General features: G+C 73.4%; 13 protein-coding genes and 1 pseudogene. 2 read left to right on the top strand and 12 right to left on the bottom strand.

The genetic code is table 11. The annotated features are described in order from the left end of the window. Positions 1-153: 153 nt before the first annotated feature. The 9 genes and pseudogenes from KUM40_RS13005 to KUM40_RS12965 form a co-directional block, all read right to left on the bottom strand. Positions 154-663 (bottom strand): amino-acid N-acetyltransferase, encoded by a 510-nt coding sequence (locus KUM40_RS13005; protein WP_217165983.1) that lies wholly within the window; start codon positions 661-663, stop codon positions 154-156. A gap of 9 nt (positions 664-672) precedes the next feature. Further along, on the bottom strand, positions 673-1071 hold the full coding sequence (locus KUM40_RS13000; RefSeq protein ID WP_217166005.1) for a BlaI/MecI/CopY family transcriptional regulator: 399 nt from the start codon (positions 1069-1071) through the stop codon (positions 673-675). Positions 1072-1257: 186 nt separating this feature from the next. Further along, positions 1258-1437, bottom strand: a complete 180-nt coding sequence (locus KUM40_RS12995; RefSeq protein ID WP_217165982.1) for a hypothetical protein — start codon at positions 1435-1437, stop codon at positions 1258-1260. A gap of 23 nt (positions 1438-1460) precedes the next feature. Further along, a complete protein-coding gene (locus tag KUM40_RS12990; RefSeq protein ID WP_217165981.1) occupies positions 1461-2087 on the bottom strand; it encodes a hypothetical protein in 627 nt (208 codons plus the stop codon). A 181-nt stretch (positions 2088-2268) separates the two neighbouring features. Beyond that, the gene (locus KUM40_RS12985; protein ID WP_217165980.1) at positions 2269-3066 is read right to left on the bottom strand and encodes a type III pantothenate kinase; all 798 of its coding nucleotides are present in this window, start codon (positions 3064-3066) and stop codon (positions 2269-2271) included. Positions 3067-3071: 5 nt separating this feature from the next. After that, the gene (gene nadC / locus KUM40_RS12980; protein ID WP_217166004.1) at positions 3072-4091 is read right to left on the bottom strand and encodes a carboxylating nicotinate-nucleotide diphosphorylase; all 1020 of its coding nucleotides are present in this window, start codon (positions 4089-4091) and stop codon (positions 3072-3074) included. 5 nt (positions 4092-4096) lie between these two features. Further along, positions 4097-5851, bottom strand: a complete 1755-nt coding sequence (locus KUM40_RS12975) for an L-aspartate oxidase (RefSeq protein ID WP_217165979.1) — start codon at positions 5849-5851, stop codon at positions 4097-4099. Then, positions 5848-6867: a pantoate--beta-alanine ligase gene (gene panC, locus KUM40_RS12970; RefSeq protein WP_217165978.1), complete on the bottom strand. Its 1020-nt coding sequence runs from the start codon at positions 6865-6867 to the stop codon at positions 5848-5850. Before panC ends, KUM40_RS12975 begins: the two co-directional genes overlap by 4 nt. Positions 6868-7502: 635 nt before the next feature. Further along, positions 7503-8447, bottom strand: a pseudogene (locus KUM40_RS12965) (Rossmann-like and DUF2520 domain-containing protein); the annotation flags it as partial. Between the two features lie 179 nt (positions 8448-8626). On the opposite strand from KUM40_RS12965, the gene KUM40_RS12960 reads away from it, so the two are divergent. Then, positions 8627-9808, top strand: a complete 1182-nt coding sequence (locus KUM40_RS12960; RefSeq protein WP_217165977.1) for a low specificity L-threonine aldolase — start codon at positions 8627-8629, stop codon at positions 9806-9808. A gap of 25 nt (positions 9809-9833) precedes the next feature. On the opposite strand, the gene KUM40_RS12955 is transcribed toward KUM40_RS12960, so the two are convergent. Further along, the gene (locus KUM40_RS12955; protein ID WP_217165976.1) at positions 9834-10049 is read right to left on the bottom strand and encodes a hypothetical protein; all 216 of its coding nucleotides are present in this window, start codon (positions 10047-10049) and stop codon (positions 9834-9836) included. 164 nt (positions 10050-10213) lie between these two features. Between KUM40_RS12955 and KUM40_RS12950 the strand changes: the two genes are divergently transcribed. Continuing rightward, on the top strand, positions 10214-11320 hold the full coding sequence (locus KUM40_RS12950) for a DUF5937 family protein (RefSeq protein ID WP_217165975.1): 1107 nt from the start codon (positions 10214-10216) through the stop codon (positions 11318-11320). A gap of 64 nt (positions 11321-11384) precedes the next feature. Here the strand turns inward: KUM40_RS12950 and KUM40_RS12945 are convergent, their stop codons facing one another. After that, on the bottom strand, positions 11385-12059 hold the full coding sequence (locus KUM40_RS12945) for a response regulator transcription factor (RefSeq protein WP_217165974.1): 675 nt from the start codon (positions 12057-12059) through the stop codon (positions 11385-11387). A 61-nt stretch (positions 12060-12120) separates the two neighbouring features. Further along, positions 12121-13326, bottom strand: coding sequence for a sensor histidine kinase (locus KUM40_RS12940; protein ID WP_217165973.1), 1206 nt, complete (start codon positions 13324-13326; stop codon positions 12121-12123). Between the last annotated feature and the right edge of the window lie 2 nt (positions 13327-13328).

Genomic DNA, 13328 nt, shown 5'->3' with positions numbered 1-13328 from the left:
AAACCCTCGGCGGAGACCGGTAGTCGGTCTCCGGTCCGTCTCCGGGCCGGAAACATGCGCGTTTCGGACATAGGGAACCCGCGCAGGGTCTGTCGGTGGAATAAACCTGGCGAAGGAGTGCGAGGTCCCGCGGATGCCACCGCTGGCGGCCGATCACAGGTGCAGAAGCATCCGACTGTTGCCCAAGGTGTTCGGTTTCACTCGTTCGAGACCCAGGAACTCCGCAACGCCCTCGTCATAGGAACGCAGCAGCTCCGCGTACACATCGGTGTCGACCGGCGTCTCCCCGATCTCCACGAAGCCGTGCTTGCTGAAGAAGTCCACTTCGAAGGTCAGACAGAAAACGCGGCGAACACCGAGCCAGCGGGCCGTGTCCAGCAACTTCTCCAGCAACTGATGTCCGACGCCCGCGCCCTTCAGGCCGGGCTTCACCCCGAGAGTCCGCACTTCCGCGAGGTCTTCCCACATCACGTGCAGGGCGCCGCAGCCGACCACCTCGGCGTTGTCGTCCCGTTCCGCGACCCAGAACTCCTGGATGCTCTCGTAAAGCGTCACCATCGCTTTGTCGAGCAGGATGCGGTCTCGGACGTACGTGTCGAGGAGCCGGCGCACGTCCGGGACATCCCTGGTGCGGGCCCGCCGGACGCTGATGGCATTTGACATGTGGGGACGCTATCGCTCGCCGCCGTCCGGTACGGCGTCGGGGCCCGGCGCGGGGGTTTCCGGCCCCTGCACGATGCGGATGGCGTCTCTGAGCGCCTGACGCTGTTCCTCGCTCATCATGCCGAAGAAGGCGATGAGGGCGGCGGCGGGGTTGTCGCTCTGGGACCAGGCGTCGTTCATGAGGGCGGCGGCGTAGGCGGCGCGAGTGGAGACCGCCTCATATCGATAGGCCCGGCCTTCCGACTCGCGGCGCACCCAGCCCTTCTGATGGAGATTGTCCAAAACGGTCATCACGGTGGTGTACGCGATGGACCGTTCCTGTTGCAGGTCTTCCAGGACTTCTCGAACGGTCACGGGGCGGTTCCACTTCCACACCCTCGTCATGACCGAGTCTTCGAGTTCTCCCAATGGGCGAGGCACGCTTCGAACGATAGTGGGAGATGGGGTCGATCGCGTGCCGGACGTGCGCTTTTGCTGGCAAACGGGCACAAAAGGGGCGCACGACTCCGCGCGGGATACGGATACGGGATGCGGGAGTCGTACGCGGGGTGTGCGCCGGGACGGACCCGGTCGGGCCGCCAGGCCGCCGGGCCGTCAGGCCTCGGGGCGCGCGGACGCCTGCCGGGCGCCCTCCGCCCGCGCGAGGGCGGCGTCGACGACCGCGTCCTCCTTGGCCTTGTTGGCGCCGCCCTGGGTCTTCACGATCACCCTGATCAGGCCGATGAAGAACACGGCCATGACGGCCGGGGGCACGAGCGCGGAGACGTAGTCCATGGAACCAGGGTAGCCAGGCGTCGTCAGCCGGCGGCGAGGTGGTGCCGGGAGCCGGGGGCGGGCGGGGCGGGCGGAGCGGGCGGGGCCGCCGGCTTGCGGCGCGGGAAGACCTCGCCCGGGGTGGGGACGGGGCGCTTGGGGGAGGCCGGTGCGGGGTGCGGGGCCGGCTTCTGGGCGGGTTTCTGCGCGGGATCCTTGTCGGACCGCCGGCCACCGGGGAGGGCGTGGAGGCGGGTGCGTGCGGCGGGGACGGTGACGGTGGCCGTGGTGGACGTCGTGGACGTTCCGGGGGCGCAGCGGGCCAGGAGGGCGGCTGCGGCGGGGTTGCCGCGCAGGGCGCCCAGGGCGGCGAGGTCGTCCGCGCCGGGGCGGTGGCCGGCGCCCAGTGCCTCTTCCAGGAGCGCGAGGTAGCCGGTGACGGTGCCGGGGAGGGCGGCGCGGTACCGGGCGAGGTCGGCAACCAGGAAGGCGCGCAGCCGGGCACTCTCCCGCATCGCCTCGTCGAGCGACTCTGCGAGGCGAAGGCAGTCCTGGGCCTCCTGGGCCGAGACGGGGCTGGGGTTCAGGGCGAGGGCGAGGGCTCGCCGGAGCACGCGCAGCTCCTGAGCACCGAACGCCATGCCGCCGCGGGGTCCGTAGGGCGTGGGCATGCGGCGACGATACGCGCTAATCAGACAAACTCGGCATAGGGGACGGGTGTGGCGTGGGGACTTTGCCGCTGGGGCGGCACGCGTCCCGAAGAGAGCGGCACCCCGTCACGCCGGGCCGCGTCTCCCACCTGCCCGCCCCCACGCCGGGCCACCCGGGAAACGCCGGTCCGGGGCGACCTCGCTACATGCGGGACACGTTGCGTTCGTAGACCAGGCGGAGTCCGATCAGCGTCAGCCACGGCTCGTGTTCGTCGATGACCGAGGACTCGCCCAGCACCATCGGCGCGAGCCCGCCCGTCGCGATGACCGTGACGTCGTCGGGGTCGGTGGCCAGTTCGCGGGCCATGCGGTTGACGACCCCGTCGACCTGGCCGGCGAAGCCGTACACGATGCCGGACTGCATCGCCTCGACCGTGTTCTTGCCGATCACGCTGCGCGGCCTGGCCACCTCGATCTTGCGGAGCTGGGCGCCCTTGACGCCGAGCGCCTCGACCGAGATCTCGATGCCGGGGGCGATGACGCCGCCGATGTACTCCCCGCGCGCGCTGACCGCGTCGAACGTCGTCGCCGTGCCGAAGTCCACGACGATCGCCGGACCGCCGTACAGCTCCACCGCGGCGACCGCGTTGATGATGCGGTCGGCGCCGACCTCCTTGGGGTGGTCGGTGAGGATCGGGACGCCCGTCTTGACGCCCGGTTCGACCAGGACCGCGGGGACGTCGCCGTAGTAGCGGCGGGTCACCTCGCGCAGCTCGTGCAGCACCGAGGGGACCGTCGCGCAGATGGCGATGCCGTCGATGCCGTCGCCCAGCTCGTCGCCGAGGAGCGGGTGCATGCCCATCAGGCCCTGGAGGAGGACCGCCAGCTCGTCGGCCGTACGGCGCGAGTCCGTGGAGATGCGCCAGTGCTCGACGATGTCCTCGCCGTCGAAGAGGCCCAGGACGGTGTGCGTGTTGCCTACGTCGATCGTCAGCAGCATGGGTTCTACTCCGCCGCTCGCAGGTCGAGCCCGATGTCCAGGATGGGGGAGCTGTGGGTGAGGGCCCCCACGGCCAGGTAGTCGACGCCCGTGTCGGCGTACGCCTTGGCGCTGACGAGGGTGAGGCGGCCCGAGGCCTCCAGCGCGGCGCGGCCCGCGACGAGGGCCACCGCCTCCTCGCACTCCTGGGGCGTGAAGTTGTCCACCAGGATCAGGTCGGCGCCCGCGTCCACCACCTCGCGAAGCTGGTGCAGGGTGTCGACCTCGACCTCGATGGGCACGTCGGGGAAGTGTTCGCGCACGGCCTGGAAGGCCGCTGCCACGCCGCCGGCGGCCACCACGTGGTTGTCCTTCACCAGCGCCGCGTCCGAGAGGGACATGCGGTGGTTGACGCCGCCGCCGCAGCGGACCGCGAACTTCTCCAGGCTGCGCAGGCCGGGCGTCGTCTTGCGGGTGTCGCGGACCTTGGCCTTCGTGCCGTCCAGGACGTCCGCCCACGCGCGCGTGGCCGTCGCGATGCCCGACATGCGGCACAGGAGGTTCAGCGCGCTGCGTTCGGCGGTGAGGATGTCGCGGGTGCGGGTGGTCACGGAGAGGAGCTTCTGGCCGGCCTCCACGCGGTCGCCGTCCTCGACGTGGCGCTCCACCTCGAACTCGTCCGTGCAGACGATCGACAGCACCGCCTCGGCGACCCTGAGACCGGCCACCGTGCCCGCCTCGCGTGCGGTGAAGTCGGCCGTGGCCACCGCGTCCTCGGGGATGGTCGCGACCGTCGTCACGTCCACGCCGCCCGCCAGGTCCTCCTGGATGGCGACGTTCGCGATGTCCTCGACCTCCACCGGGTCGAGCCCGGTGTCCAGGAGGAGTGCCGCGAGCGCGGGGTCGAGGCCGCACTCCATGTAGGTGTCTTCTTCGGTTTCCGCTTCGGTTTCCGCGCCGCAGGCGCAGCCGTCGCCGCAGCCTCCGCCGGAGGCGAGGGGAAGTTCGGAGCGGTCGGAGGGGTCCGAGGGGCCGGAGGGGTTCACTGCTGTCACTGCTCCTGGGGACGGTGCGTCGGCTGGGCGCCGTGGACGGTCGGGGGGAATTCTGGCGTGTCCGTGGTGTGCACGGCGAGGGTCCGGTCCGGGTTCAGCCGTACGACGATGTGGCGGCGCCACGTCGTGTCGTCGCGGTCCGCGCGGTCCTCGCGCCAGTGGCAGCCGCGGGTCTCCTCGCGCCGTGCCGCCGCGGCCACCAGGACGCGGGCCACGCACAGGAGGTTGGTGGCCTCCCAGGTGTCGACGCCCGGCTCGGACGTCTTGCCGTGCTCGTGCAGGGCCTCGCGGGCCTCGGTGTGCAGGCGGTGCAGTCGGTCGGCCGCCCGGGTGAGGGACTCGGCGGAGCGCAGGACGCCCGCGCCCTCGGTCATGATCCGCTGAATCGTTAGGCGGGCCTCGGGCGGGAGGAGCGGGTGCGCCGGATGGGCCGGGCGCGGGAGGGGGGCGGGCACGCGCGCGTGGAGGGTGTGGAGGGTGTCGTCCGCGTGGCCCGGCGCGACATCTGCGGCGACGTCTGCCGCGATGCGTTCGGCGTAGACCAGGCCCTCGAGGAGGGAGTTGGAGGCCAGGCGGTTGGCGCCGTGCACGCCCGTGCAGGCGACCTCGCCGCACGCGTACAGGCCGGGGACCGTCGTACGGCCGTGGGGGTCGGTGCGGACGCCCCCGGAGGCGTAGTGGGCGGCCGGGGCGACGGGGACCGGCTCGGTGACCGGGTCGATGCCGTGCGTGCGGCAGGCGGCGAGGATCGTGGGGAAGCGCCGCTCCCACATCGCCGCGCCGAAGTGGCGGGCGTCCAGGTACATGTGCTGGGCGCCCTTTTCCTGCATGCGGCGCGTGATGCCCTTGGCGACGATGTCGCGGGGGGCCAGTTCGGCCAGTTCGTGCTGTCCCAGCATGAAGCGCACGCCGTCCGCGTCCACCAGGTGGGCGCCCTCGCCGCGTACCGCCTCGGAGACCAGCGGCTGCTGGCCCTCGGCGTCCGGACCCAGGAACAGGACCGTGGGGTGGAACTGCACGAACTCGAGGTCGCTCACCTCGGCGCCCGCGCGCAGGGCGAGTGCGACGCCGTCGCCGGTCGAGACGGAGGGGTTCGTCGTCGCCGAGAAGACCTGGCCCATGCCGCCGGTCGCCAGGACCACCGCGGGGGCGTGTACGGCCCCTACGCCGTCGTGCTGGCCCTCGCCCATGACGTGCAGGGTGACGCCGGCGGTGCGGCCCTCGGCGTCCGTGAGGAGGTCGAGGACCAGGGCGTTCTCGACGGTGCGGACGCCACGCGCGCGTACCGCCTCCACCAGGGCGCGGGAGATCTCCGCGCCCGTGGCGTCGCCGCCCGCGTGGGCGATGCGGCGGCGGTGGTGGCCGCCCTCGCGGGTGAGGGCCAGGCCGCCCTCGGTGGACTCGTCGAAGTGCGCGCCGGTCGCGATGAGGCGGCGTACGGCGTCGGGGCCCTCGGTGACCAGGATGCGGACCGCTTCCTCGTCGCACAGGCCCGCGCCGGCGACCAGGGTGTCGTCCAGGTGCTGCTCGGGGGTGTCGCCCTCGCCGAGTGCCGCGGCGATGCCGCCCTGCGCCCAGCGGGTGGAGCCGTCGTCGAGGCGGGCCTTGGTGACGACGACCGTCCGCAGGCCCGCGGCCTCGCAGCGCAGGGCCGCGGTGAGGCCCGCGACGCCGGAGCCGACGACGACCACGTCCGCGGCGAGGGCCCAGCCGGGCGCGGGGGCGTGCAGTCGTATGCCTGTGCTGGTCACGAGGCGGCTCCGAGGGTTCCGAGGGTTCCGAAGGTCAGGGGGACGTTGTCGATCAGCCGGGTGGCGCCGACCCGGGCGGCGACGGCGAGGACGGCATCGCCGGTGTGGTCGTCGCCGATCTCGGTGAAGTCGGACGGGTCGACCAGGGCGAGGTAGTCCAGCTCCAGCGGCGGATCGGCGCGGGTGGCGTCGTCCAGCACCAGGCGGGCGGCGGCCCGGACGGCCGTGGCACTGCCCGGGACGGACGTGGCGACGGCGTGGGCGTCGGCCGCCGCGCGGGACTCGCCCAGGGCGCTGAGGGCCTCGGCGCGTGCCTGGGTGGCCGGCACTTCGCGGGCCCGCGCGCACAGCGCCTCCTGCGCCGCGTGCCGGTCCAGGCCGGCGAAGAGCGCCTGCGAGAGCGCGAGGGCGGTACGGCGTTCCCGCGTCGAGAGGTAGCGGTTGCGGCTGGACAGGGCCAGGCCGTCCTCCTCGCGCATGGTGGGGACGCCGATGATCTCCACGCCGAAGTTCAGGTCGCGGACCATGCGGCGGACCAGCGCGAGCTGCTGCGCGTCCTTCTGGCCGAAGAGGGCGAGGTCCGGGCGGGTGAGGTGGAGCATCTTGGCGACGACGACGAGCATGCCGTCGAAGTGGCCGGGGCGGGAGGCGCCCTCCAGGCGTGCGCCCATGGGGCCGGCCGTGATGCGCACCTGGGGCTCGCCGCCCGGGTAGACCTCGTCGGCGGAGGGCGCGAAGACGGCGTCGGCGCCCGCCTCGCCGGCGATCCCCAGGTCGGCGTCCAGGGTGCGCGGGTAGCGGTCGAGATCCTCGCCGGCGCCGAACTGCAGCGGGTTGACGAAGACGGTGACGACGACCTCGCCGCCCGGGCCCGCCAGAGCGCGCGCCGTGCGGATCAGGGTGGCGTGGCCCTCGTGCAGGGCGCCCATGGTCATCACGACGGCCCGACGACCGCGACGCACGCGCGCGTGCAGCTCGTCGGCGGTACGCAGGAGGACAGGCGTGGAGGTGGTCATCGAGCATCTCCCTCGGCTCCGTCGGTGCCCGGGTCCTCTTCGGTGCCGGCGTTGCCGGGGGTCCCCGTGCCGCCGGGGGTGCCGGTGCCGCCAGGGCTGTCCGCGCTGCCGGGGGTGCCGGTGCCGCCAGGGGGCCCCGCGCTGCCAGGCGTGCCTGTGTTGCCAGGCGTGCCCGTGCCGCCAGAGGTCCCCGCACTGCCGGGGGTCCCGGTGCTGCCGGGCGTGCCCGCGCCGCCAGGCGTGCCTGTGTTGCCGGGCGTGCCCGTGTTGCCGGGCGTGCCCGTGCCGCCAGAGGTCGCACTGCCGGGGGTCCCGGTGCTGCCGGGAGTCCCCGCGCCGCCAGGGCTGCCCGCGCCGCCGGAGCTGCCAGGGCTGCCAGGGGCCCCCGTGCCGCCAGGGGTACCAGTGCCGCCAGGGGTGCCCGGGCTGCCGGGGGTCCCCGCGCCGCCAGGGCTGCCCGCGCTGCCCGCGCTGCCGGTGCTGTCGGTGTTGCCGGTGTTGCCGGTGTTGCCGGGGGCCCCCGTGCCGCCAGAGGCGTCCGCGCCGCCAGGGGCCCCCGTGCCGCCAGGGCTGCCCGCGCCGCCGGGGTCCCCCGTGCCGTCGGGAGCGCCCGCGCTGCCAGAGCTCTCCGCACTGCCAGGGGTCCCCGTGCCGCCGGTCGTGTCGGGCGTGATCGCGGTTCCGTTGGCGAGTACCCCGAGCAGGTCCTCGGCGAGTTCGGCCTTCAGGAGCCCGTGGTCCAGTGCCCGGTCGGCGGTCGCGCGGGCCATCGCCAGGTAGCCGGCGACGGCCTGCGGGGCGTGTGCGCGCAGCTCCACGATGTGCGCGGCGACCGTGCCCGCGTCCCCGCGCGCGACGGGGCCGGTGAGGGCCGCGTCACCAGAGCGCAGGGCGTTGTCGAGGGAGGCGCCCAGCAGCGGGCCGAGCATCCGGTCGGGGGCCTCCACGCCGGCCGTGCGCAGCAGCTCCATGGACTGGGCGACCAGGGTGATCAGGTGGTTGGCCCCCAGGGCGAGCGCGGCGTGGTACAGCGGGCGCTTGTCCTCGGCGATCCACTCCGGCTCGCCGCCCATCTCGATGACCAGGGCCTCCGCCGCCATCCGCAGCTCTTCGGGCGCGGTGACGCCGAAGGAGCAGCCGGCCAGGCGCTGGACGTCCACCGGGGTGCCTGTGAAGGTCATCGCCGGGTGCAGGGCCAGCGGCAGGGCGCCGGCGCGCAGCGCGGGGTCCAGGACCCTCGCGCCGTACCGCCCGGAGGTGTGCGCCAGCAACTGGCCCGGACGCACCGCCCCGGTCTCGGCGAGCCCGGTCACCAGGCCGGGCAGGGCGTCGTCGGGAACGGTCAGCAGGACCAGCTCGGCATGGCGCAGGACCTCGGCGGGCGGCATGAGCGGCACGCCGGGGAGCAGGGCCGCGGCGCGGCGCCTGGAGGCGTCGGAGACCCCGGAGACGGCCACCGGGCGGTGCCCGGCGAGTTGCAGGGACGCGGCCAGCGCGGGGCCCACGCGCCCGGCGCCGACAACGCCTACGGTGAGCCGCGCGGGGCGGTCCTTGGGATCTGGCTGTGGGGTTGTGTTCACGCGACGGCGGCCTTCCCGTTCCAGTCCGCTCGGGGTACCGGACGATTTCTCGTCATGTTAACGCGATTGGTTCGGACGGCGTCCGGCTGTCCACAGGCTGTGGGTTTCCGTGCGACGGAGGTGCACACCAGTGGGAAACCCGGGTGCCCGGCGGGCGGTCCGCGCGGCATGATCCCGGCATGAGCGATACGGCGGCACAGGCGGAACAGCAGGCGGAGCAGCAGGTGGAGCAGCGGCACAAGCGGCAGCGTGAGCGACGCGTGGCCGTCCACCGCGACGCGCGGCGCGTGCTCGCCCGTCCGGGCTTCATCACGACCCTGCGGGAGCGCATCGCCCTGCTGGAGGGGGCCGACGAGCTGTACGACCTCGACGCGCCGTCCGACATGTACGGCAACGGCATCGTGGAGGCCCTGGAGGAGAGGACCGCCGCCCTGCTCGGCACTGAGGCCGCCGCCTTCTTCCCGACCGGCACCATGGCCCAGCAGGTGGCCCTGCGCTGCTGGGCGGGCCGCACCGGCAGCCCGGTCGTCGCACTGCACGGGCTCAGTCATCCCGAGATGCACGAGCGCGACGCCTTCAGCCTGGTCAGTGGGTTGCGCCCGGTACGGGTGACCAGTGAGCCCCGGTTGCCGACCGCCGACGAGGTGCGCGACTTCGAAGAGCCGTTCGGGGCGCTGATGCTGGAGCTGCCACTCAGGGAGGCCGGTTATCTGCTGCCCACCTGGGAGGAACTCACCGAGGTCGTCGAGGCCGCCCGGGAGCGCGACGCGGTGGTGCACTTGGACGGTGCCCGGCTGTGGGAGTGCACCGTCCACTTCGACCGCCCCCTGCCCGAGATCGCCGGCCTGGCGGACAGCGTGTACGTCTCGTTCTACAAGTCCCTCAAGGGCTACGGCGGCGCTGCCCTGGCGGGTCCCCGGACGCTGGTCGAGGAGGCGAAGGCCTGGCGGCACCGGTACGGCGGCCAGCTTTTCCAGCAGTTCCCCACGGTGCTGTCCGCGCTGGCCGGTCTGGAACGCGAACTGCCCCGGCTCCCGGAGTACGTGGCCCACGCGCGCGTGGTCGCCGCCGCGCTGCGCGAGGGCTTCGCGGAGGCCGGGCTGCCGTGGGCTCGGGTGCACCCGGAGGTGCCGCACACGCACGAGTTCCAGGTCTGGCTGCCCTGCGACCCCGACGCGGCGGGCGAGGCCGCGCTCCGGCAGGGCGAGGAGACCGGGACGTTGCTCTTCTCCCGCCCCTGGGACGAGGGCGGCCCGGGGATCGCCCTCACCGAGGTCGGTGTGGAGGCGGCGGGCCTGGAGTGGACGGCCGACGACGTGAGGGCGGCGGCCGTCGACTTCGCGGCCCGGCTGAAGGCCTGACCCGGACGCGCGCGGGGCGTCCGGGTCAGCCCAGGGCGCGCGGCCACCGGGACCACCACCGGCGCAGGGCCCGCCGCACGCGGCCGTGCGCGGGGCGGCCTGCGAGCACCGCCCGGAACCGGCGGCGGTCCTGCCACTCGCGCACGACCCGCCGGTCGTGGGTGCCGGGCGCCGGAGGCAGGGGCTCGCCGAGCTGCCGGGCACGGTAGGTGTCGAAGAGGTACTGCTGCGTGATGCTCATGGCGGATCGCCTCTCGTGGAGACAGGAAGGTCTGTGGCTGAGATCGGGCTCCGCGGCTGCCCGATGACCCCAGACTGCTCCGGTCCGCGCCGCGCGGTCGCGCCGATTGACGGCGGCGGTCAATCGGCGGCGGCGTTGTCGGTGGCGGCGTGCACCATGGGGACATGAGCGTGCGCATCGACATCGCGGGGCTGCGGCCGGAGAGGATCGCGGTCGTGCCCTCACCCCTGGCCGAGCTGGGCATGGCGCTGCACGCGCTGTCCGAGCCGGGGCACCACCCGGGCCTCCAGGGCTGGGCGACGGGCGTGACCGCCCGGCTCGACTCGCATCTGGCCGACCGGATGTGCGAGGCCGACTTCCTGTGGCGGACGACCTTCTCGGACCTGTTCATGCCGTTCGCCGGCGTGCCCGGCCGCAGCACCCTGCCCGGCGCCACCCTCGCCGACGACCTGGACCTGCTCGACAAGCTGTCCGACGAGCAGTTCGTCGACGCGGCCCTGGAGTTCACCTGCGCGCTGCCCTACAGCACCGGTGGGGTCTCGGCGCTCGACGACCCCGAGGTGCGCCGGCGCGCGCTGGACCTGGCCGCCGCGCGGGGGCCACAGCAACTGCGGTTCAGCGAGCGGCTGCTGGCCGACCCGCCGCGGATCCGGGACTGGCTGCGGCAGTTCGCGCGGGACTGCGACGAGGCGTTCTTCGCGGAGACCTGGTCCCGGCTGCGCCACCAGCTCGCGGCGGACGCCCGCCACAAGACGGACCTGCTGCGCCACAAGGGCCTCGCGGAGGCGCTGGCCGCCGTGTCCCCGGCGGTGACGCTGGACGAGGGCGCCGCGCGGCTCACGGTCGACAAGCTGGGCGCCGGCCGTTCGGCGACGGCGGACGGCGGCCTCCTGCTCGTCCCGACCAGCCTGGGCTGGCCGCACCTGATGGTCCTGCACCGGCACGGCTGGCAGCCGGTGCTGCACTACCCGGTCGGCTCCCCCGAGCTGGTGTCACCGCCCTCGGTCGAGCAGCTCACGATGCGGATGACCGCGCTGTCCCACCCGGTCCGGATGCGGATCTGCCGGTATCTGGCCCGCAGCGCGTACACCACGGGCGAGCTGGCGCAGGTGCACGGCATGACGGCCCCCGAGATATCCCGGCACCTGGGCGTACTGAAGAAGGCCGGGCTGATCACCACCCGCCGCCGCGGGCGGTACGTCCTGCACCAGTTGGACGTCACGGTGGTGGCCCGGCTGGGCAGCGACTTCCTGGAGGGGATCCTGCGCTAGCGGTATTGCCCTGCGCCACGGAGCCCCGTCAGCCCCATGCGTCCCGTCAGCCCCGTGCGTCTCGTCAGCCGGGTCCGCCGCCGGCCCGCACCAGCCCGGTCTCGTAGGCCAGGACCACCACCTGCACGCGGTCGCGCAGGCCCAGCTTGGTCAGGATGCGGCCCACGTGCGTCTTCACGGTCGCCTCGGACAGCACGAGCCGCGCCGCGATCTCCTTGTTGGACATGCCCTGCGCCACCAGCACCATCACCTCGCGCTCCCGCTCGGTGAGCCGCTGGAGCTCCTTGTGCCGGGGCTCCTGGCCGGTGGCCGGCAGCATCGGCGCGAAGCGGTCCAGGAGCCGGCGCGTGGTCGAGGGGGCGACCACCGCGTCGCCGCTGTGCACGGAGCGGATCGCGGCGAGCAGCTCGCCGGGCGGCACGTCCTTGAGCATGAAGCCGGAGGCGCCCGCCTTGAGTCCCGAGAAGGCGTACTCGTCGAGGTCGAAGGTGGTCAGGATCAGCACCTTCGGCGCGTTCGGGTCGACGCAGATCCGGCTGGTGGTCTCGACGCCGTCGAGCTTGGGCATGCGGACGTCCATGAGGACGACGTCCACGGTGGTCGAGCGCAGCACCTGGAGGGCCTCGACGCCGTCCCCCGCCTCCGCGACGACCTCCATGTCCGGCTGGGCCGCCAGCACCATCCGGAACCCGGTGCGCAGCAGCACCTGGTCGTCGACGAGCATCACGCGGATCGCCATCGGGCCTCTTCTTCCGTTGCCTTACAGGTGTCAATGCGGTACATGCGTACGGGCGCGGTGATCAGTGTGCGGGCTTCAGCGGCAGCAGCGCACTGATGCGGAATCCTCCGCCCGGACGCGGGCCCGCGTCCAGGGTTCCGCCGACCATGCCGATCCGCTCGCGCATGCCGATCAGGCCGTGACCCTGGCCGTCGAAGCCGCCCTCCTCGTACAGCTCGTGCGGGGCGCCCTTGCCGTCGTCCTCGATGAGCAGCCCGAGACCGTCGTCGAAGTAGACCAGGCGCACGCTCGCGCCCGCGTTCTCGCCGCCGTGCTTGCGGGTGTTGGTCAGCGCCTCCTGCACGATGCGGTACGCGGTCAGCTCCACGCCGCTGGGCAGTTGCCGTGGGGTGCCCTCGACCTTGAAGTCGACGGGCAGCCCGGAGGTGCGGCACTGCTCGACGAGGTCCTCGATCTGCTCGACGTCGGGCTGCGGGACGTACTCCCCGGCCTCCTTGTGCTCGCCGGTGCGCAGCACGCCGAGCAGGCGGCGCATCTCCGCGAGGGCCTGGCGGCCGGTGGAGGAGATGGTCTCCAGGGCCTTCTTCGCCTGGTCGGGGGCCGCGTCCAGGACATAGGCGGCGCCGTCGGCCTGCACCACCATGACGGAGACGTTGTGCGCGACGACGTCGTGCAGTTCGCGCGCGATCCGGGCGCGCTCGGCGGCGACCGCGACCTTGGCCTGCGCCTCGCGCTCCTTCTCCAGCCGGGCGGCCCGCTCCTCCAGTTGCGCGAAGTAGGCGCGGCGGGTGCGGATGGAGTCGCCGAGCACCCAGGCGAGGGCGAACGGCACGGTTTGGAAGACCGTCACGGCGACGGTGGTCCCTATGCCCAGCTCGCTGTCGGACCAGCGCAACGAGGCGAGGGGTGCCGCGCACAGGCCGGTGGCCAGCGCGGTCCGGGACGCCCAGCGGGCGCCGGTCGCGGCGACGGTGTAGATGATCACCAGGAAGGCGAAGTCGGCGGGCATCGTCGAGACGTCGAGCGCCAGTTGCCCCACGCCGAGCGCGACGGCGAGCAGCAGCATCCGCTCCGGCGTCCGCTGGCGCAGCGCGATCACGACACTGAGCAGCACCACGAAGGGCAGGATCAGCGCCAGGCTGTCCGTCCCGTCCGCTCGCGTCCCCGGGGTCGCGGCAGAGACCAGGGAAATTCCGAGCACGACGAGGGCCCAGAAGGAGTCGACCCCGGTCGGGTGTCTGCGGAGGAAATCGTAGAGGCGCTGCACGT

This window comes from Streptomyces sp. AC512_CC834 (genome assembly GCF_019049325.1).
Classification (GTDB): domain Bacteria; phylum Actinomycetota; class Actinomycetes; order Streptomycetales; family Streptomycetaceae; genus Streptomyces.
Note: the sequence above shows the minus strand (reverse complement) of the source record. Positions and strands in the feature narration are given on the sequence as shown.